This is a genomic window from Flavobacterium panacagri (assembly GCF_030378165.1).
Classification (GTDB): domain Bacteria; phylum Bacteroidota; class Bacteroidia; order Flavobacteriales; family Flavobacteriaceae; genus Flavobacterium; species Flavobacterium panacagri.
Genome location: NZ_CP119766.1, coordinates 4,738,747 through 4,760,568, shown reverse-complemented (window position 1 = coordinate 4,760,568; position 21,822 = coordinate 4,738,747). Strand labels below are relative to the sequence as shown.

The 21,822-nt window shown below is 35.3% G+C and carries 11 protein-coding genes; all 11 read left to right on the top strand.

Going from position 1 to position 21,822, the window contains the following annotated elements; all coding sequences use genetic code 11:
* Nucleotides 1-160: 160 nt before the first annotated feature.
* The 11 genes from P2W65_RS20480 to P2W65_RS20430 all read left to right on the top strand — a co-directional run bounded on the left by P2W65_RS20480 (nt 161) and on the right by P2W65_RS20430 (nt 21,659).
* The gene (locus P2W65_RS20480; RefSeq protein WP_289660647.1) at nt 161-1,147 is read left to right on the top strand and encodes a pectinesterase family protein; all 987 of its coding nucleotides are present in this window, start codon (nt 161-163) and stop codon (nt 1,145-1,147) included.
* A 676-nt stretch (nt 1,148-1,823) separates the two neighbouring features.
* Nucleotides 1,824-5,225 carry a SusC/RagA family TonB-linked outer membrane protein gene (locus tag P2W65_RS20475; RefSeq protein WP_289660644.1) on the top strand — a complete coding sequence of 1,134 codons (3,402 nt, stop codon included), beginning with the start codon at nt 1,824-1,826 and terminating at the stop codon, nt 5,223-5,225.
* 19 nt (nt 5,226-5,244) lie between these two features.
* Nucleotides 5,245-7,221 carry a RagB/SusD family nutrient uptake outer membrane protein gene (locus P2W65_RS20470; RefSeq protein WP_289660642.1) on the top strand — a complete coding sequence of 659 codons (1,977 nt, stop codon included), beginning with the start codon at nt 5,245-5,247 and terminating at the stop codon, nt 7,219-7,221.
* A gap of 99 nt (nt 7,222-7,320) precedes the next feature.
* Nucleotides 7,321-9,033 carry a polysaccharide lyase gene (locus P2W65_RS20465; protein WP_289660639.1) on the top strand — a complete coding sequence of 571 codons (1,713 nt, stop codon included), beginning with the start codon at nt 7,321-7,323 and terminating at the stop codon, nt 9,031-9,033.
* 232 nt (nt 9,034-9,265) lie between these two features.
* The gene (locus P2W65_RS20460; protein ID WP_289660636.1) at nt 9,266-9,955 is read left to right on the top strand and encodes a DUF3826 domain-containing protein; all 690 of its coding nucleotides are present in this window, start codon (nt 9,266-9,268) and stop codon (nt 9,953-9,955) included.
* 90 nt (nt 9,956-10,045) lie between these two features.
* Nucleotides 10,046-11,710, top strand: a complete 1,665-nt coding sequence (locus tag P2W65_RS20455; protein WP_434783347.1) for a polysaccharide lyase — start codon at nt 10,046-10,048, stop codon at nt 11,708-11,710.
* A 121-nt stretch (nt 11,711-11,831) separates the two neighbouring features.
* The gene (locus P2W65_RS20450) at nt 11,832-14,984 is read left to right on the top strand and encodes a DUF6298 domain-containing protein (protein ID WP_289660630.1); all 3,153 of its coding nucleotides are present in this window, start codon (nt 11,832-11,834) and stop codon (nt 14,982-14,984) included.
* A 164-nt stretch (nt 14,985-15,148) separates the two neighbouring features.
* Nucleotides 15,149-16,552, top strand: a complete 1,404-nt coding sequence (locus P2W65_RS20445; RefSeq protein WP_289660627.1) for a glycoside hydrolase family 140 protein — start codon at nt 15,149-15,151, stop codon at nt 16,550-16,552.
* Nucleotides 16,553-16,832: 280 nt separating this feature from the next.
* Nucleotides 16,833-18,401, top strand: coding sequence for a glycoside hydrolase family 28 protein (locus P2W65_RS20440; RefSeq protein WP_289660625.1), 1,569 nt, complete (start codon nt 16,833-16,835; stop codon nt 18,399-18,401).
* 274 nt (nt 18,402-18,675) lie between these two features.
* On the top strand, nt 18,676-19,593 hold the full coding sequence (locus P2W65_RS20435) for a glycoside hydrolase family 43 protein (protein ID WP_289660622.1): 918 nt from the start codon (nt 18,676-18,678) through the stop codon (nt 19,591-19,593).
* A 203-nt stretch (nt 19,594-19,796) separates the two neighbouring features.
* The gene (locus tag P2W65_RS20430) at nt 19,797-21,659 is read left to right on the top strand and encodes a sialidase/neuraminidase family protein (protein ID WP_289660618.1); all 1,863 of its coding nucleotides are present in this window, start codon (nt 19,797-19,799) and stop codon (nt 21,657-21,659) included.
* Nucleotides 21,660-21,822: the final 163 nt, after the last annotated feature.

The window sequence follows — 21,822 nt, the reverse complement described above, 5'->3', positions numbered from 1 at the left end:
TAGCCACAAAGTTTGTCATTTCGACCGAAGGGAGAAATCACACACGTGACTCGACAAAGATAGATGATTTAGATTGCGGAGTTTCTAGTATGATTTGCTTCTCGTGTTCGCTATCGCTCGGGTCTTCCTTCGGTTCAAATGACAAAAAAACAAAAAACATATGAAATATATTTTAAGCTTACTTTTAATGACAACACTTTCTCTATCAGCCCAGACGCTTGATAATAAGTTAGCATTAACCGTTGCGCAAGATGGTTCAGGAGATTTCAAAACTATTCAAGAAGCGATAAGTAATGTGAAAGACAATTCAGAAAAGCGAGTTGTTATCACTATAAAGCCAGGAAAGTATGTAGAGAAATTAGAAATTCCCGCTTCAAAATCCTTTATTACTTTGAAAGGAACAGATCGAAATAAAACTATTATTTCATTTGATGATTATTCTGGAAAGCTGCTTCGTGAACCAGATCCATCGGGAAAAACTACTTTCGGAACAGGAACTTCTTATTCCTTTGTAATTAGAGGAAATGACTGTACATTGGAAAATCTTACTGTTGAAAATACTGCAGGAAGAGTAGGACAGGCAGTAGCTTTACATATTAAAAGCGATAGAGTTATAGTAAAAAATTGTAATCTTTTAGGAAACCAGGATACACTTTATTTATCTGAAGAAAAAACTCGCATCTATTTTGAAAACTGTCTGATCAATGGTACAACCGATTTTATTTTTGGAGCTGCAACTGCTTATTTTTATAAATGTACTATTGAAAGTTTGGTCAACTCTTATATAACCGCTGCTTCGACTCCACAAGGGCAGGCTTATGGTTTTGTTTTTATTGATTGTAAGCTTACGGCAAAAGACAAATCGGTTGATAAAGTTTTTCTAGGAAGACCTTGGAGACCTTATGCGCAAACCGTTTTTATCAATACAGATTTAGGTTCACATATTATTCCCGAAGGCTGGAATGCCTGGATTGATACTCGATTTCCTGATAAAGATAAGACGGCTTATTATGCTGAATTCGGAAGTAAAGGAGCAAGTGCAAAAAAAATTTCACAGCGAGTATCTTGGTCACATCAGCTAAAAAAAGAAGAGGTACAGAAATATAAGGTAGATTTAGTTTTTAATGGATGGAATCCAGGTAAATAATTAAAAAGCTACTTTTAAAAATAATATACTGCTATTCGAAGACAAATTATCTTTGAATAGCAGTTTTTTTTTTATTGTATTTTATAAAGAAACTACAAAAAGTGCCAGTTTAATTTTTGTTAATCAGAAATTACTTTTAAAAATATTCTGATCTGATGAAATTTATTTTCATGATTTAAGCACTGACCTGATTCAATTTTTGTAGGCTTTTTATTGTGAAATGTATTTGTTTTTAATAATTAACTCTATCGTTTTCGTAAAAAAGAGCATTTTTGTAAGAACTTAGGAATCAGTTGTGATGTATTTAGTTTTGCAGAATAAATAGTAGATCTTTATTTTTGATAAAAATCTTATTATTTTTTAGTCAAAATAGGATATTAATTTTTGTTTTAAGCAAACATTTGTCTTAAATATTCTATTCCATTTATTTTTTCGATCCAATTTTTATTAATATTGTTTTTTTTATGTCATTTTTTTTGAGATTATACGATTAAAACAGGATAGAGCAGGACGGTTCTGATATAGTATCGTTATATTTTTGGAATACAAAAAAATAAATGTGTTTTAAACATTTAATAAGATTCTTTAAGATTTCTTTAAGTTAAATTTTATTATTAGTTGCGACATATTTAACATGACTAACTAACAATTAATAACCTAACCAAAAAAAACATTTATGAAACAAGCACTTATAAAAAGATGTAGTTTTCTTTTGTTTACACTGATAAGTGTGCTGAGTTATGCTCAAAACTCAAGTAATCAAGTTACTGTTACAGGAACTATTACCGACAATTTAGGAGGACTGTTACCGGGAGTTAACGTAACTGAAAAATCTACTAAAAATTCAGTCACAACAGATTACAATGGAAAATACCAGATTAAAGTAAAAAGTGGAGGAACATTGGTTTTTTCTTTCATTGGAATGAAAAAACAAGAAATACCTCTTAACAATCGTTCTATCGTTAATGTAAAAATGGAAGACGATTTTAATCAATTAGAAAATATTGTTGTAGTTGGTTATGGTACTCAGAAGAAAAAAGAACTGACAGGAGCGATTGCTACCATTAAGGCAGACGATTTAATGGATTTGCCAGTAACTAATTTATCAGATGCTTTAAAAGGATTGGTTCCTGGTGTTAATGTTACTAGTGGAACTGGGCGTCCTGGTGAAGCTGGGACTATTCAAATTCGTCAAACTTTTAGTTTATCTAAAGATGGAGGTTTTGATATTCCTTTAGTAATCATTGATGATATGATTCAAGTAGATCCAACAAATGGTAAACCTACATTGGAGCAGTTTAATAGATTAGATCCTTCAGAGATTGAAAGTATTACTGTTTTAAAAGATGGATCAGCAGCAATTTACGGTTCACGTGCTTCACAAGGGGCAATTCTTGTAAAAACTAAACGTGGTAAAGCAGGTAAGGCAAAATTCACATACAATAGTCAGTTTGCAATAAATGATGCAGTTAGCCATAGTAAAGTTTTAGATGCTTATGAATTTGGAGTATTCAGCAACCGATTTTTTGCTTCAAGAGTGGTTCCGCCAGCAGTGCTTGATCAAGCAACTATCTATTCGCCTTCAGAATTAGAGCAAATGAAAAGCTTAAATTATAATTGGTTAGATGAAGCTTGGAAACCAGCTATTCAGCAAAAACACTCTTTTAATGTGAGTGGAGGTACGGAAGATATTACGTATTTTGCTGGTGCAACTTATCTGACACAAGATGCTAATTTAGGATATCAAAAATTTGATAAATGGAATTTCCGTACAGGGATCAATGCAAAAATTGCTAAGAATTTAGATTTTTCTGCTTCTATCTCTGGGAATGTTGGTGTAATTGATAAAACATTTACTAAAGCATCATCAAATATTAGTGATGGAAGTTATGCTTCTAATACTGGTGGAGAACAAGCGGATTATGGATTTTTACTGCATATGCCACAACATGTGCCATGGCAGGTTAACTTAAATGACGGAAAGCAGTACTATGTATCTCCATTTCCTAATTCAAATAAAAATTTTGGAAGTGCAAATGCCAACAGTAATATTGCAGGTTGGAACTATTTTGCTAACTTGAACAACGGGTCTCACCAAATTACCGATGACAATACATTCAATGTAAATACGTCGTTAAATTATAAGCTTGCTGCAGTTAAGGGATTATCTTTCAAAGTAAGTTATTCAAGAAATCAAAGTTCAGCTTACACTGAACAAATTCAATTACCATATGATTTAGTTAGAATTAGAGATTATCAACTTCAAGATAGACACTTAGCAAGTGCAGCTAATCCTAGTTTTTATAATGCAACAACAAATCCTGCGGGTAGTTACATCCTTGAGACTAATGTAAGAAATTCAAGAGTTTACTATAATAATACAGATAGTAAAAGTAGCCAAGGTGATTTTATGATTAATTACGATAGAACATTTGGAGATCACCAAGTGGGTGCTATGGTAGGAGGAGAGGCTTCAGAAACCTATAATACTTTTACTCGTTTAGCTTATGAGAATACAGGAAAAGATTACTTAGGAGATTATCGTACAGCTGGTACGTTAAGTACTTCTAATAGCCAGGCAACTAAAGTTGAAGGAGGTACATTGTCTTACTTTGGACGTTTAAATTATAGCTTTAAACAAAAGTATTTGTTCCAGTTTATTCTTCGTAGTGATGCTTCTACAAAATTTGCACCTGAAAATTATTGGGGTACTTTCCCATCTGCTCAAGTGGGTTGGGTAATGTCTAAAGAAAATTGGTTCGAAAAAGGATTGCCTTGGGTTGATTTCTTTAAAGTTCGTTACTCGATTGGTAAAACAGGTAAAGATAATATCAATCCTTGGAGATGGGAGCAATATTATGATCTTATTGTGGATAAAGGGTTTCAGTTTGGCCCTGGTACAGCTACTAGCGGAGGTGGATACAATGGAAATGGTTTAACGCCTAGAGTAAATCCAAATAGAAGTGTAACATGGGATACTACGATAAAAAATAACTTAGGATTTGATATTACTTTGTTGAAAAACAGATTAAGCTTAACTTATGATTATTACTATGATAAAAATAAAGAAATGTTAACAGATATGAGCAGTGCTGTAGGTGTGCCAATTTCTGTTGGTGGAGCATATGCTGAACAAAACTATGGTCAAATTGATGCATGGGGTCATGAAATTAGTATTACTTGGAATGATAAAATAAAAAGTAATATGAGTTATAATGTTGGAGTTAACTTTAGTTATGGTGATAATGAAATCAAAAAATATCCTGATCAAGGAAATGTTGTTCCATCTAATAATAATAAGAGAGTAGGTTACTCAACATTTAATCCAGTGTGGGGATTTGCAGTTTGGAAAGGAACATCTACAGGGGACGGTATCTTGCGTACAGATGCAGATATCGCAAATTACTGGGCCTATTTGACAGAACGAGCAACTGCAGTTGGCGGTGTGCCAAGATATTTAGATATTAATTCTATTTCAGGAATGAGAAAAGGATCTTTAGCTTATCAAGACGTTGCTGGTCAGCTTAACCCTGACGGTACTTTAGCACCTGCAGACGGACAAATCATGAAAGATAATGATTATGTTAAATTAGCAAATAGTAATAGAACTTATAGTATAGTTACTAATTTAGGTTTTAAAATTGATGCATTTTCTTTAAGAACTCAGATTTCAACTTCTTGGGGAGGAGCTACTTTTATCGATAGAGTAAATCAAGGTACGTCATCTGCGAGCAATATGTGGTCTCGCGAAAGTTTTTGGAGAGATATGTATTCTGAGGATAATCCAATGGGTAAATATCCAAATGTAGGACAATGGGCATATATGTCTACAGATTCAGATTTCTGGCAGGTAAGTACTTTCCGTTGTTTTGTTAGAAACTTAAGTCTTAATTATGATATCCCTAAAAAAGTTTTTGCAGACACTAAAATTTCTGCTATAACACTGGGCGTAACAGGTAATAATCTTTGGGATTTATATAATCCTTATCCAGATCATTACAGAAACATGTATGATAATTCTTCAGTAAATTATCCTACTCTTAGAACTTGGTCGCTTAATTTTAACGTATCATTCTAATCAAAATCAAAAAGAAATTATGAAAACACCATTGAAATATATAACACTATCACTATTACTTGCTGCAGGTGCTGCTTCTTGTAGTGATGATTTTCTAAAAGATAAGAAAGGTTATGGCTTTTATGATGATACGTTCTATCAGACTCAAGAGCGTGCACAAGCCTATGTTGACAATCAATATTATGATTTTTATAACGCATATAAATCACCTACTTCTTCAGTTATTGGTTCTTATACAGATGCCAATTCAAGATTGACAGAAGAATTAGGAGGAACACAGGATTTTATAAACCCAAATAAAACGCTTATTAATTCACAAGATGCAAGTGGTTATTATGGTGCAAAATTAACAACTAGTATTAACAATCATCCTTATAATAGAATTAGGGAATGTAACGCTTTCTTGGAAGATATTGACGTAAAAGGTTCAAATCTGGATAAAACATTTCGTGATCAGGCAAAAGGACAAATGTACTATATGCGTGCCATGCAATATTTTGATTTGATGCGTGTTTATGGAGGGGTTCCTATTGTAACAACTGTTCAGAATGCATCTGCTACGGATCCTTCAATTCAGCTTCCAAGAGCAAAAGTTTCTGAAGTTGTGGAACAGATTGTTAAAGATTTAGATATGGCGGCAAGTTTATTACCTCCAAACTGGGGAGCGGCTGCTTATGGTCGTTTTACTAAAGGAGCTGCGATGGCGCAAAAATCTAGAGTATTATTGACATTTGCTAGTCCGTTATTTAATAAAAACTGGGATGGTTCAAATGAGCGTTGGGAAGCTGCCTTAAAGGCTGGATTAGAAGCAGAAGCTCAATTGACAGCTGATGGTTATGGATTATATGGAAGTACTGCAAAACAATGGGAACAAATGTTTTTGATAGATAATGCTTTTTGTTCAGAAGCAATCACAGTACAACTTTGTGGAACTGGTAATCTTTCTCAGGCAATTAATAATTCATGGGAAAAAGGAATTCGCTTATTAAGTTTAGGTGGAACAGGAGGAGGAGTTGCCGCTCCTAAGGAAATGATTGATTTGTTCCCAATGGCAGATGGTAGCAGACCAACTGCAGCAAATGGTTACAATGATTTTACTTTCTTTGTTAATAGAGATCCTAGATTTTACAGAACATTTGCTTTCTCTGGCGCTAAATGGGGTTCAAAAGAAACTCCTAATTCAGTTCTTTGGGCTTACCGTTGGGTTGATGGTACTAATAAAGCAGGTTTTTCAGATGGAAATACTGCAATATCCAGCCCTGCTTTTGTTAGAAAAATGACTAATCTTAATGCTAGTAAAGAAACTAACTTCCAATACTCAGGAACTGATATTTATGAATATCGTTATGCTGAATTACTATTGAATATCGCTGAATGTTATGCTGCTTTAGGTCAGACAAACAATACTTTGGCTTATTTAGGAAGAATTAGAAACCGTGTTGGTATTCCTGCTGCAAACAATTACGGAATAGGTACTTTAACAGATAAATATAAAGCTATTGAAGCTGTTTTATATGAGCGTAGAGTAGAATTAGCTTATGAAGGAAAACGTTTTTGGGATGTGCAAAGATGGATGTTATATGATAATGAAGTTTTACCTGGAGTTACTGGAGGTACTGTAAGTAAATTAGGTTTAACTCCAATTAACGGAACAAAACGTACTGGTAACTTCCTACAATACAGAGTTGCAACAACATCTGCAACAACAGATCCTTTGGCGGCTGCACGTGCAAGTATAGTAGCTGATCCTGATGCAGCAAATTTCAATGCTCAATTAGCAACTTTAGCAACATTCTATAACACAAACTTTATCCGTACACCTTTACTTGTGCCTATGGATAACTTTAGCGGTGTAGGTGTTAATATTAAATTCAATCCGAATTACTATATTAATGGTCTGAATACAACTGCCTTAACAGCAAATCCATGGTTATTACAGACAATAGGCTGGAATGATAATTTTGGTGGAGCAGGAACGTTCAACTACCAAGAATAAATCTATTAATATCAAGAAGAATTATATAACTTTTCACCTGTATTCGTCAAAAGATACAGGTGATTTGTTTAAAAAGAATTACCACAATTAGAAATTAACATGAAAAACTCCGCATTATTTATCGCATCATCTCTGCTTTTTTTAGGAAGTGCAAAGTGTTTTGCTCAATATCCGAAGATAAGCCCTGAAGTTCAGGCACAGGAAAAAGCAATTAAAGAAGAAGCTCAAAGACTTTCTGACGAAGCTTGGGAAAAAGCTTTGGTAGTTATTGAAGAAGAAGCAAGGCACGGAAAACCATATATTCCTTGGGCTGCTAGGCCAACAGATTTACCTCAAGCAGATATTCCTGCTTTTCCAGGTGCCGAAGGTGGTGGAATGTTCACGTTTGGAGGTCGTGGTGGAAAAGTTTATACGGTAACAAGTTTAGAAGATCGTGGACCAGGTACATTACGTGAAGCATGTGAACAAGGAGGAGCTAGAATTGTGGTATTTAATGTTGCCGGAATTATTAGACTTAAAAGTCCATTAATTATTCGTGCACCGTATATTACCATTGCAGGACAAACTGCTCCGGGTGATGGTATTTGTATTGCAGGAGAATCAACTTGGATTGATACACATGATGTAATTATCAGACACGTGCGTTTTCGTCGCGGAGAAACTTTCGTAGGCCGTCGTGATGATGCTATAGGAGGAAATCCTGTTGGAAATATCATGATCGATCACGTTTCTGCAACTTGGGGATTAGACGAAAATATGTCAATTTATAGACATATGTATAATCCAGGGCCAGGTTACCCAGATATTAAAGTGGGAACTGTAAATATTACCATCCAAAACAGTTTATTTGGAGAAGCTTTAGATACTTATAATCATGCTTTTGGAAGTACTTTAGGTGGAGAAAACTGTTCTTTCATGAGAAATATGTGGGCTAATAATGCAGGAAGAAACCCTTCTATTGGCTGGAACGGAATCTTTAATTTCGTCAATAACGTAGTTTTCAACTGGTACAACAGATCAACAGATGGTGGAGATTATACTGCAAACTACAACATTATCAATAACTTCTACAAACCAGGCCCAGTAACCGATTTAACACAGCCAATCAGTTATAGAATCTTAAAACCAGAATCTGGAAGAAGTAAATTACCATATATGGTTTTTGGTAGAGCTTATGTAAATGGAAACGTTGTTAATGGAAATGAAAAAGTGACTAAAGATAATTGGGACGGAGGTATTCAAATAGAAAACAAAAAAGGAGAGTTAATGCCTTATGAAGAAGCAAAGGATTACTTTGCTAAAATGAAAGCAGAAAAACCTTTTCCAATGCCATGGTTCAACAAGTTTATGACTGCTGAAGAATCTTATGAATTCGTACTTAAAAATGTTGGAGCTACTTTGCCAATCAGAGATAAAGTCGACGAAAGAATTGTAAGAACTGTGAAGACAGGAGTTCCGGAATATGCTAAAGGACTAGAAAAAAAGACTTTCTACCAATTCGAACACAGACGTTTACCGATGGATTCTTATAAAAAAGGAATCATTACTGATATTTCTCAAGTGGGCGGATATCCAGAATACAAAGGAAAACCTTATGTTGATACAGACAAAGATGGAATGCCGGATGCATGGGAGAAAAAATACGGTTTAAATCCAAACGATCCATCTGATGCGCAAGGAGATTTAAATGGAGATGGATATACTAATATTGAAGATTACATTAACGGTGTAAATCCTGCAATAAAAGTAGATTGGAAAGATTTGGCTAATAATAAAGAAACATTAGTAAGACCTTTATTAGATTTAAAATAAGGAACAGTTTTTGAAAACATAGACGCATTAATTAAAAGTTGAGCTTATTATTGACTTCTTTAGAATTGCTCGGAAATTTGCTAAGACGAAAAGTTTATTGAAAAAGAAAAGCAGATAAAGCTTTACGTCTTAGCGACTTTTCGAGATTAAAAAGTAAAGTAGCTAAAGATCTATTTAACTTTTTTTGAAGTCAGGCAAAATATGTTTTAAAATCAAAATAAGAAATAAAATCATGATACTAAATAAAATAAATGCTGGTTTATTATCGCTGGTTTTTGCATTTTCAACTTTAAGTGCACAACAGCATTTGGATCCTGAATATGTAAAAGTTACTAACGAAAGAGCGGCAAAAATCGTTACCAAATTAGATTTGAAAAACGAAGCAAAAGAAAAATCGGTTTCAAATATCATCGCTCAACAGTTTAGAGATTTAACTGAAATTCAGGACGGAAGAGATGCTGAAATCAAAAAAGTAAAAGAAGATACTTCTTTACCTAAGGAAAAGCAAAACGAAAAGATTGATAAACTGAAAGCAAAAGCAGAAGAATCAATTGCAAAACTGCACAAATCGTACATCAAAAAATTAAGTAAAGAATTATCAGAAGATAAAATCACTGAGGTTAAAGACGGAATGACTTATGGTGTGCTTCCAATCACGGTTGCAGGTTACAACGACATGCTTCCAAACTTAACGGCAGAACAAAAAGATTATATCTATAAAGCTTTAGTCGAAGCCAGAGAACATGCAATGGATGCTGGTTCTTCTAAGGAAAAACACGGATGGTTTGGTAAATACAAAGGGAGAATCAATAACTATTTATCCAAACAAGGTTACGATTTAAATAAAGAAAGTGCTGACTGGCATAAACGTATTGAAGAAAGAGAAAAGAATAAACCAAAAGATTCTACTACAAAAGAATAATCTCTTAAAACTTTACACCAAAAACTATTAACTACACCACACAATTCAATGCAAAATATTTTTCCAAACCGTACTTTAAAAAGAACAATAATGGTTTTTTCATTTTGTTCACTGGTTTCATCGGCTTATGCACAATATCCTGTAATTCCAAAAGATATTCAAGAAAAAGCTGATGCCATTTTAGCTGATGAAGAAAAACGACTAAGTGAAATCTGGAATGCTAATTATCACATTATTAAAGAAGAAGCAAAGCAAGGAAAACCTTATTTGCCTTGGGCTTCTTATCCAAAAGATTTTGTTTTTGCAGAAATTCCTGCTTTCCCTGGTGCTGAAGGAGGAGGAGCTTACACACAAGGTGGACGTGGCGGAAAAATATTTGTGGTTACTAGTTTGGAAGACAGCGGAAAAGGAACTTTTCGTGAAGCTTGCGAAGCCGTTGGAGCGAGAACAATTGTTTTCAACGTTTCAGGAATTATCCGTTTAAAAAAGCGAATCAGCATGCGTGCGCCTTATGTAACCATTGCTGGACAAACCGCTCCGGGTGACGGAATTTGTATTGCCGGAGAAACTTTAGAAATCGATACGCACGACGTTATCATTAGACATATGCGTTTCAGACGTGGTGCAACTGACGTGACCAGAAGAGATGATGCATTGGGTGGAAATCCGATGGGAAATATAATTATTGATCACTGTTCTGTGAGTTGGGGATTAGACGAAAATGTTTCTTTGTACAGACATCAGTTTGCTCCTAACGCAAAATCAAAACTGGAAAAATTACCGGCTTGTAATATCACAATTCAAAACACTATTTCATCAGAAGGTTTAGATACTTACAATCATGCCTTTGGAAGTACAATCGGCGGATTAAATAGTACTTTTATGCGCAACTTATGGGCCGACAACATTTCAAGAAATGCTTCTATCGGGATGTATGGCGACTTTAATTTTGTGAATAACGTAGTATTCAATTGGTGGAATCGTACGCTTGACGGAGGTGATTATCGTTCAATGTTGAATATCATCAACAATTATTTTAAACCAGGGCCAATAACTCCAGTAAATGAGCCTATTTCGCATAGAATTGTAAAACCTGAATCTGGATATATTGAACCAAAACAATACGGAAGAGCATATGTTTCAGGAAACTTTATTGTTGGTTCTCCAGAAGTTACAGCAGACAACTGGAATGGTGGCGTACAATTGGAAAACCTTCCAGAAGCTGAAACAAAAGAATTTTTAGCTGCTATTAAACAGCCAAAACCTTTCTCGATGCCAAAATTTAATATCATGTCGGCAGAAGAAGCTTACGATTTTGTTTTAACGAATGTTGGAGCAACAATTCCGAAGAGAGATGCAGTTGACGAAAGAATTTTGAAGCAAGTTAAGACTGGAAAAATCGAAGTTAAAGACGGTTTAGAAAATTCAATTGGAAAAGAATATATCAAAAGGAGATTACCAGCTGACTCTTATAAAAAAGGAATCATAACGCATCCTGACCAAGTTGGCGGATACCCAACTTATAAAGGAAAAGCGTATAAAGATTCTGATAATGACGGAATTCCAGATGCTTGGGAAAAGAAATACGGTTTAAATCCAAATGACGCTTCAGATGCAAACAAAGATGCAAACGGAGACGGATATACCAACATTGAAAAATATTTTAACGGAATTGATCCAAACAGTAAAATTGATTGGACAAAAACGGAAAACAATACGGATACATTGGCGAAATTAAAGTCTTTATTGCAATAAGAGTTAGAAAATAGAGTAAAGAATATAGAGAATAGACATTAGAAAAAATGATTTAGCTTTGAAGAAATCTATATTCTTTACTCTGTTTTCTATATTCTAAACACTTCTAAAAAATATTAAGGTGAATTTTACCCAGTTAAAAAATACAATCTCCCTTCAAAAAGATAAAATAATTTTATCTGGTTTGGCGATGCTTTTCAGTATAAACATCACAGCCCAAAGCAATTTCCCAGATATCATTAAAACCAAAGAAGGAAAACTTTCTTTCACAACAGATAATCAAGGAAACCAAATTCCTGATTTTTCTTTTGCAGGATATCGAAACTCTGAAGTTGCCATTCCAAATCTAGACAACAAAATTTTTGTTTCTCAACAAGAAGAAGATGCAACACAAAAAATCCAAAATGCAATTGATTATGTCAGTGCATTAAAACCAGATAAATCTGGATTTCGTGGAGCTGTTTTGTTGGACAAAGGAACTTTCAAAATCAGCGGAACATTATATATCAGAAAATCAGGAGTAGTTTTAAGAGGAAGCGGCAATTCGGAAAATGGAACCGTACTTTTAGGAACCGGATTAGAAAGAGAAGCTTTAATTAGAATTTTGGGTGAAAATGATAAAGTGTATAAAGACTCATTTGAATTTGCGAATGCTTACACACCACTTGGAACTCAGAAAATTCAATTAAAAAATACTTCAAAATTAAAAGTTGGCGACGAAATCGAAATCAGCAAACCTTTAACGGATAACTTCATTAAAGAAGTAAACATGCAGGATTTCGGCGGAGAAACTTCTTGGATTGGCTGGAAAAAAGGCGACTGGACTACAACTTGGAATCGTGTCGTGACCAAAATAAACGGAAACGAAGTAACGGTAAATGCTCCAATCACAATGTCTTTAGATGATGTTTTCGGAGCTTCAAAAGTAACAGTTTATTCTTGGGAGGGAAGAATTGAAAATACTGGAATTGAAAATATTTTAATAAAATCAACATATAATTCATCAAACTTAAAAGATGAAGAACACAGATGGCAGGCTATCAGCATTGAAAATACCAGAAATGCTTGGGTAAAACAAGTTAATTTCAAACATTTTGCAGGCGGAGCCGTTACGATTTTAAAAACTAGTCAGCAAATTACGGTTGAAGATTGTATTGCGACAGAACCAATTTCTGAAATCGCTTCATTTAGAAGACATACTTTTTATACTGAAGGGCAGCAGACTTTATTCCAACGCTGTTACTCAGAATTTGGATATCATGATTTCGCCGTTGGCGGATTCGGAACAACTGGTCCAAATGCTTTCGTACAATGCGAATCACATTTGCCATTCGAAAACAGCGGCGCAATCGGAAGCTGGGCAACCGGAGTTTTATTTGACATTGCAAACATCGATGGAAAGCCCTTAAGTTATAATAATAGAGAACAAGGCGGAAGAGGAGCAGGATGGACAGCAGCCAATTCTGTAATATGGGAATCATCGGCATCAAAAGTAGAATGTTATAGTCCGCCAACAGCACAAAACTGGGCTTTTGGAGTTTGGGGACAATTTGGAGGAAACGGACATTGGAAAAACGTAAACGAACATATCAGTCCAAGAAGTTTATTCTACACACAACTAGAAGCCAGATTAGGAAAACTTCCAGTTCAGCCTTTTATCTATGATTTAGGTTCAGAAGCTTCTTCAAGTCCGAGTATAGAAGTGGCTGAGGAATTGACTAAAAACTCAGCAACGACAGCAAAAAGTTTACAAGAATTGATTGCAGAAGCTTCAAAAGCAAATCCGATAAATACAGATAGTAAAGGTTTAAAAAATGCTAACGATTTAAAAGTTGTTCCAAATAAAACAGAAAAATCAACTTCAAAAGTAACAACAGAAAATGGCTGGTTAACTTTTGAAGGAAAAGTAATTGCAGGAAAACAAACTAACGTTGATTGGTGGAGAGGAAATTTAACAGATGGTTTTGTAAACAAATCATTACCTCACATAACGCGTTTTGTTCCAGGAAGAACAGGAAACGGATTGACGGATCAAGTGCAGGAAACGGTAGATTATTTAACTAAAAACAATATCGTTGCCTTAGAGCATCATTACGGTTTATGGTACGAAAGAAGAATGGACGATCACGAACGAGTTCGCCGTGTCGATGACGATGTTTGGCCTCCGTTTTACGAACAGCCTTTTGCAAGAAGCGGTAAAGATTTTGCTTGGGATCATTTAAGTAAATACGATTTAACAAAATTCAACGATTGGTACTGGAGCCGTTTAGCTCAGTTTGCAACATTAGCAGAACCAAACGGACAATTGTTAATCAATCAGCAATATTTCCAACATAACATTTTAGAAGCTGGAGCGCACTGGGCAAGTTCACCTTGGCGTTCAGCAAACAATATTAATAGCACAGGATTTCCGGAGCCACCGCCTTATGCGGGAGACAAACGCATTTTTATGGCGGAGCAGTTTTATGATATTACGAATGCACAGAGAAGAAAATTACACGAAGGCTTTATTAGAAAATCATTTGAGAATTTTCAGGAAAACAGCAACGTAATCCAGTTGACAAGTGCAGAATATACAGGACCTTTACATTTTATGGAATTCTGGTTAGACCAAGCCCAAAAATGGAAAGACGAAACAGGCAAAAAAGGATTAATTGGTTTGAGCGCTACAAAAGACGTTCAGGATGCTATTTTAAATGATACCAAAAGAGTTAAAACCGTTGATGTAATCGACATACGTTACTGGTATTACAAAGAAGACGGTTCAGCTTACGCACCGCAAGGAGGCGTTAATTTAGCACCGAGACAGCACGCCAGAAAACTAAAAACCGGAAAAGAAACCGACAATCAAGTGTATCGCGCTGTTCGTGAATACCGAGAAAAATATCCAGAAAAAGTGATATTGTATTCAACAGACGGTTCTTCAAGATTCGGGTGGCCGGCTTTAATGGCGGGAGCTTCATTGCCAAACATTCCGAAAATAGAATTACCTCAGTTTTATGCCGCTTTAAGCGAAATGAAATTAGTTGACGGAAATATGTTTTCAGACAATCTGTGGAAGTTGGAAAATAAAGGAAAAAGCTATCTTTACTACCTGAAAAATAATCAAGATATTATGCTTGACTTATTAAATGAAAAAGGAACTTTTGAAGTATTTGAAATCAATGCTTCAACAGGAAATATAACCAAGAAAGCCAATATCAGCGGAGGAAAGCAGGTTACGATTCCACAAGCTGAAATAAAAGAAAGAGTGCTTTTTGTAGTGAAAAAATAAAAGTTTTAATAGCCGCGAATTGACGAATTAATTTTGAGAAGAATTAAATCTGATTAATTACACAAATTAAATCTCCGTGAAATAAAACACAAAGATTATAGAAAGAATAATTCGTGAATTAGAGGCTAACAAACCAAGAAAAATAAATTCAAAAACAACAAAAAATGAATCTGAAAATTAAATCTTTATTCGCTCTTTGTATAAGCTTTATGTTCATAGCACAAAGTGGATTTTCTCAATCTGCCGAAGCAAAAGCCTCTCTGCCTCCAATAAAAGTATCTGAAAACCAGCATTATTTTGTTACCGAAAATGAAAAGCCATTTTTCTGGCTTGGCGATACAGGCTGGCTTGCATTTGGCAAATTAGACAGAGAAGGTATAGAGAAGTACTTTAAAGACAGAAAAGAAAAAGGATTCAACGTTGTTCAGGTAATGGTTTTACACAATCTTAATGCTGTAAATGCTTATGGTGCCCCAGCTTTGGTAAACGAAGATATTTCAAAACCGCTGACCACTCCTGGAAATAACGTCAACAATAAAGACGAATATGATTATTGGGATCACGTAGATTACACTTTAGATGTAGCCGAGAAAAACGGAATTTATGTGGCAATGGTTCCAGTTTGGGGAACCAATGTTTCAAAGGGAAATAAAGTAAGTAAAGAACAGGCTCAAAAATATATGAGATTTTTGGTTAACAGATATAAAGATAGAACCAATGTAGTTTGGCTAAATGGAGGAGATACTCATGGTAATGAGTTCACAAGTATCTGGAATATTATTGGTAGTACTTTAAAAATTAATTGTCCAGACCAGTTAATTACTTTTCATCCTTTTGGAAGAACAGATTCTTCGGATAATTTCCATAATTCTCCATGGTTAGATTTCAACATGTTCCAATCAGGACACAGAAGATATGATCAGGATTCTATAAAAACGAATTTCAAAGAAGACAATTACAAATTCGTTTTAAGAGATTTCGAATTAAAACCTACAAAACCTACGCTTGACGGTGAACCATCTTACGAAGGAATTCCACACGGTTTACACGATACTTTACAGCCAAAATGGACTGCTAATGATGTACGTCGTTATGGATATTGGTCTGTACTTTCAGGAGCCGCAGGTTATACATACGGACACAATGCTGTAATGCAGATGTTCAGAAAAGGAGATAAACCAGCATACGGAAACAAAGAATTATGGACATCAGCACTTAATGCGCCTGGAGCAAAACAAATGGTTTATATTAAGAAATTAATGGAAGAAGTACCATTTTTAGAAGGAATTCCAGATCAATCGATAATTGCAAACCAAGGTCAGAAATACGATTATATTCCAGCCATAAAAGGTAAAAAGTACGTTTTGATTTATACTTACAATGGAAGAAAATTCAAAGTTAACTTGGGTAAAATTGCTGGTGATAAAGTTACGGCAACTTGGTTTAACCCAAGAAACGGACAAAAAACAAAAATCGGAATTATTGACAATAAAGGAGCTAAAGAATTCCAGCCATCAGGTAAAAAAGAAGACGGTAACGACTGGGTTTTGATTTTACGTTCTAATTAAGGAGTAAGAGACCCAACAGGTTTTTAAAACCTTTTAGGTCTAATACAGTAACCACAATCTTATCATTCCGAGTAACGAGGGTAGGAGCTATAGCGAATTGGCGAAGCAATCACACTCGAGAATCGAGAAAGATTAGCAAATATGAGAATATAAAGCTCTCGCAGATTTTGCAGATCAAGCAGTTAAAAAATCATTTTAATCTATGATCCCGAGAGCTATTGGGAGTGGCTGTAAAAAATCTGTACAATCTCCCAAATCTGCGAGAGAAAAAAATACAACTATGAAAAACATACTAATAATACTCTGCTTCATAACCGGATTAAATACCGCTTTCGCAAACGACGGCTGGCTGAACATTCTAAAAGAAGGCGGAAACAACAAAGGAATAAAGTGCACACAAGCCATTCAGAATGCAATCGAAAAAGCATCTAAAAATGGTGGCGGAACCATCTTTTTTCCTGCTGGGGAATATTTAACCGGAGCTTTAACATTAAAAAGCAACATTACAATCCACTTAGATTCTGGAGCACTTTTAAAATTTTCTGAAAATTTCGATGATTTTCTTCCTTACGTAGAAATGCGTTACGAAGGAATTGTAATGAAAAGTTTCCAGCCTTTATTTTATGCAAAAGACGTTGAAAACATCACCATCACAGGAAGAGGTGTAATCGACGGACAAGGAAAAGCGTGGTGGAATGAGGTATACCGAATTGAAACGGCCAAAGAACCACTTCCTCCGACAAAATACCAAACCATGTGGGAAGAGCAAAATAAAGGCCTTTACACAGAGCCTTATTATAAAAGGACAGTTGACAAGAAATTTTTCCGACCTTCTTTCTTTCAGGCATACAACTGCAAAAACATTCTAATTGAAGGTGTTACGTTTCAAAATTCGCCTTTCTGGACAATCAACCCAGAATTCTGTGATAATGTAACCGTTACCGGAATCTCAATTTTTAATCCGCATTCGCCAAATACAGACGGAATCAATCCTTCTTCTTGCACCAATGTTCGTATTTCAAACTGCCATATCAGCGTTGGAGACGATTGTATTACCATCAAATCAGGAAGAGACGGCGACGGACGTAAATACGGAAAAGCAACAGAAAATGTAACCATTACAAACTGCACAATGCTTAGCGGTCACGGCGGAGTCGTTATTGGAAGCGAGATGTCAGGCGGAATCAAAAAAATTACCATTTCAAATTGTGTTTTCGATGGAACAGATCGTGGAATCCGTATCAAATCGGCTCGTGGAAGAGGTGGTGTAGTAGAAGATATTCGTGTTGATAATATCGTAATGAAAAACATCAAAGAAGAAGCCATAGTCTTGAGCCTTTTCTATGATAAAGGAACGCAGGTTGAACCTGTAACCGAGAAAACGCCGATTTTCAGAAACATCCACATGAGTAACATTACGGCTTCAAACGTAAACAAAGCCGGACAGATTCTTGGAATTACTGAAATGCCCATTCAAAACATCACTTTCTCGAACATCAACATGGATGGGAAAGAAGGGTTTACCCTAAGTACAGCCACAGATGTTGAATTTCATGATGTAAAAGTAAATGCAACTGTTGGTTCGTCTTTCAAAATATCAGATTCAAAAAATGTGATTTTAGACAACGTAGGATCTTCAACAGCCATAAAAGGAGTTCCAGTTATCAAATTAGATAACGTTTCAAATGCGTTGATCAACAATAATTTTCCATTCAATCCAACCGATATTTTTATCGAAGCCGATGGAAAAGACACCAAAAACATTTTCTTAAAAAACAATGTTTTAAATAACGTAACAACGAAAATAAAAAAAGGAGCTTCTTTAGATAAAAAAGCAATTACAGAATAATTCTTTAGTCGTATCCTAACAGGTTTTTAAAACCTGTTAGGTATTAATAATTTGGCAACAGGTGTTGAATTAGAAGCAGAGACAATAGGCATTTTTGGAAACATCGTCCCGCTCTTCGTTGCAATCTTGTAAACTGAACCCCAGTTTACAAGGATTTCCACTTCGATCGGGGCTAGAGAGAAAGATCTGGCTTTTTTGCAATCAGTAGGATTCTGGATTAAACATAAAATATACCTACAAGGTTTTGGAAACCTTGCAGGAGAAAAAACAAGACATGAAAAAAATATTCATCATACTAACCCTTTCGCTTTTTGCTGTGAGTTATTCGCAGAAAAAGAAAGATTTATATCTTTTTACATCGTTTAGAGAACCCGCAACAGAAGGTTTGTATTTAGCTTACAGCGAAGACGGTTACAATTGGAAAGGTTTAGAAGGCTCATTTTTAAAGCCAGAAATCGGAGCCAGCAAAATCATGCGTGATCCGTCCATCACAAAAGGAGCAGACGGAACCTATCACATGGTCTGGACAACCGATTGGAAAGGCGGAAACGGTTTCGGCTACGCAAGTTCAAAAGACTTGATTCATTGGTCAGAACAGCAATACATTCCGGTAATGAAAAACGAACCGGATGTTGTAAACGTCTGGGCTCCAGAAATCTTTTATGACGATGTAAAAAAAGAATACATTGTTATTTGGGCATCGACAATTCCGTTCCGATTTCCAAAAGGAGTGGAAGAAGAGAAAAACAACCACAGAATGTATTACGTAACGACTAAGGATTTCAAAACGTTTTCAGATACAAAATTATATTACGATCCAGGTTTCAGTGTAATTGACTGCGTGATTGTCAAAAAAAGCAAAAAAGATTATGTTTTGGTTTTAAAAGACAATACAAGACCCATGCGAAACATAAAAGTAGCTTTCGGAAAATCGCCTTTAGGGCCGTTTGAAAAACCTTCAAAACCTTTAACCGAATATCTATCGGAAGGACCAACAGTAGTGAAAGTCGGTAAAAATTGGTTGTTGTATTATGATAATTACGGTTCAAAAAATTATAAAGCGTTAAGCACACCAGATTTTGTTCATTTTGAAGATGTATCTTCCAAAATAAGCCTTCCAGAAGGACACAAACACGGAACAATTACAACAATCTCTGCAGACGTTTTAAAAGGATTAATTGATAGAAAATAAAAATCAGCTAAATCTGCCAAATCTGCGAGAGTAAAATTTTTTCCCGCAGATTTTGCAGATCAAGCAGATAAAAGAAATGGTTAGAAAAATTTCACGCAGATTTAAAATGATTTAAGCAGATCAAGCAGATTTTATTTTAGAGAAAATAAAATAAAAAAATCAGCTAAAATCTGCGGAATCTGCGTGAAACAAAAAAATATAAAATGATTACTTTCCAAAACATAAAAACCAACATCATTACAGCTACAATTCTTTTGGCTTGCACGGCTGTAAATGCGCAGAACGATACTGTGCGGTATGTTGGTAAAACACTTTCAAACATCGATTACCATCACGGACAGTTGAGTCCAGCGGTTGGAGTTCACGCCACACAAATCATGCGTGCAAGCCGTGAACATCCAGAAAAAGCAGATGGTTTTGGATGGACATACAATCACCAGCCGATGATGGCGTATTGGAACAATACTTTTTATCTGCATTATTTAAGCGATCCCTCGGGCGAACATATTCCACCAAGCCAGACTTTATTAATGACTTCTAAAGACGGCGTAACATGGACAAAACCAGAAGTAATTTTTCCTATTTATAGAATTCCAGACGGATGGAAAAAAGAAGGCGTTGAAGGCGTTGCCAAAAATCTGGATGCAATTATGCACCAAAGAATGGGCTTTTATACCTCAAAAGACAATAGACTTTTTGCTTTAGCGTATTACGGAATCGCTATGGATGAAAAAGACGACCCAAATGATGGAAAAGGAATTGGACGTGTAATCCGTGAAATCAAAAAAGACGGTAGTTTTGGCGAAATCTATTTCATCAGATATAATAAAAGCTGGGACAAATCAAAGTCGAAATTTCCATTTTACACAGCGTCAAAAGACAAAGGTTTGAAAAAAGCCTGCGAAGAAATTTTATCAGAACCTTTGGTTTTACAGCAATGGGTTGAAGAAGCCGATCGTGACGATGAATTGATTCCGTTACAGAAACCGTATAAAGCGTTTAGTTATTATCATTTACCAAACGGAAACGTGGTTGGTTTATGGAAACATGCTTTGACTTCTATCAGCAGAGACGGCGGAAAATCTTGGGATTATATGCCGTTAAGAGCACCGGGATTTGTAAACAGCAATGCTAAAATCTGGGGACAAAAAACATCAGACAATCGTTATGCGACGCTTTATAATCCGTCAGAATACCGTTGGCCTTTGGCGATTTCTACAAGTGATGATGGATTGAATTATAAAGATTTGTTATTGGTTCACGGAGAAGTAAGTCCGATGCGTTATGGCGGAAACTACAAATCAGCAGGCCCTCAATACGTTCGCGGAATTACAGAAAAAAACGGAACTCCGCCAGACGGAAAAATCTGGGTAGGTTACAGTATGAATAAAGAGGATATTTGGGTGGCATCGATTCCTGTTCCAGTAACTTCGGTGGTAACCGAAAATGTGAATGATGTTTTTAATAATCTTCCTGACGGACAAGAGTTAAAGTTATGGAATACCTACGATCTTTCATGGGCATCAACCAAAATCGAAAAGAAAGCGGATGGTAAAAAATGGCTGACATTAAGAGATCAGGATTATTTTGATTATTCCCGTGCGGAAAGAGTGATTCCATTTGCCTCAAAAATGGAAGCCGTTTTCACCGTAAAACCAGAGCAAAATAATCACGGTTTATTACAGATTGAATTCCAAAATAAACAAGGTTTGCCTTCTGTAAGATTGATTTTTGATTCGGATGGAGAATTAAAGGTGAAAAATGGTGCGCGTTTGAGTTCGGTTACAAAATACGAAGCAAACAAAGCATATACAATCACAGTTAAATTAGATGCTAAAAACCGTCAGTACACTATAAAAGTAAACGATGGAAAAGAATCAACAAAGATATTTTATGCGCCAACAGATGGTTTTGAGCGAATCATGTTTAGAACGGGAGAACAGAGACATTCACCAGATCCTGACACAGCGCCAGATACAGACGATTACGACGATCTGCCTCAAACCGGAAAATTAATCCAAGAAGCAGTATTTAATATCGAATCGTTGATTACTAAAAAGTTGTAAAAAAAAATAGCCACGATTCACGAATTATTTTTATAATCGATACGTAGTTTTTGTCATAAATTAATCGAATTATGCTTTCGGTATAAATTAGAGAAATAAAACACAAAGAATAATTAGAGAAAATTCGTGAATTCGTGGCGAAAAAAAATATACAAAGTGAAGT

Bases quoted from the DNA above. Each gene is read 5' to 3' on its own strand.
- P2W65_RS20480 (WP_289660647.1), top strand. From the start codon at position 161: ATGAAATATATTTTAAGCTTACTTTTAATGACAACACTTTCTCTATCA.
- P2W65_RS20475 (WP_289660644.1), top strand. From the start codon at position 1,824: ATGAAACAAGCACTTATAAAAAGATGTAGTTTTCTTTTGTTTACACTG.
- P2W65_RS20470 (WP_289660642.1), top strand. From the start codon at position 5,245: ATGAAAACACCATTGAAATATATAACACTATCACTATTACTTGCTGCA.
- P2W65_RS20465 (WP_289660639.1), top strand. From the start codon at position 7,321: ATGAAAAACTCCGCATTATTTATCGCATCATCTCTGCTTTTTTTAGGA.
- P2W65_RS20460 (WP_289660636.1), top strand. From the start codon at position 9,266: ATGATACTAAATAAAATAAATGCTGGTTTATTATCGCTGGTTTTTGCA.
- P2W65_RS20455 (WP_434783347.1), top strand. From the start codon at position 10,046: ATGGTTTTTTCATTTTGTTCACTGGTTTCATCGGCTTATGCACAATAT.
- P2W65_RS20445 (WP_289660627.1), top strand. From the start codon at position 15,149: ATGAATCTGAAAATTAAATCTTTATTCGCTCTTTGTATAAGCTTTATG.
- P2W65_RS20440 (WP_289660625.1), top strand. From the start codon at position 16,833: ATGAAAAACATACTAATAATACTCTGCTTCATAACCGGATTAAATACC.
- P2W65_RS20435 (WP_289660622.1), top strand. From the start codon at position 18,676: ATGAAAAAAATATTCATCATACTAACCCTTTCGCTTTTTGCTGTGAGT.
- P2W65_RS20430 (WP_289660618.1), top strand. From the start codon at position 19,797: ATGATTACTTTCCAAAACATAAAAACCAACATCATTACAGCTACAATT.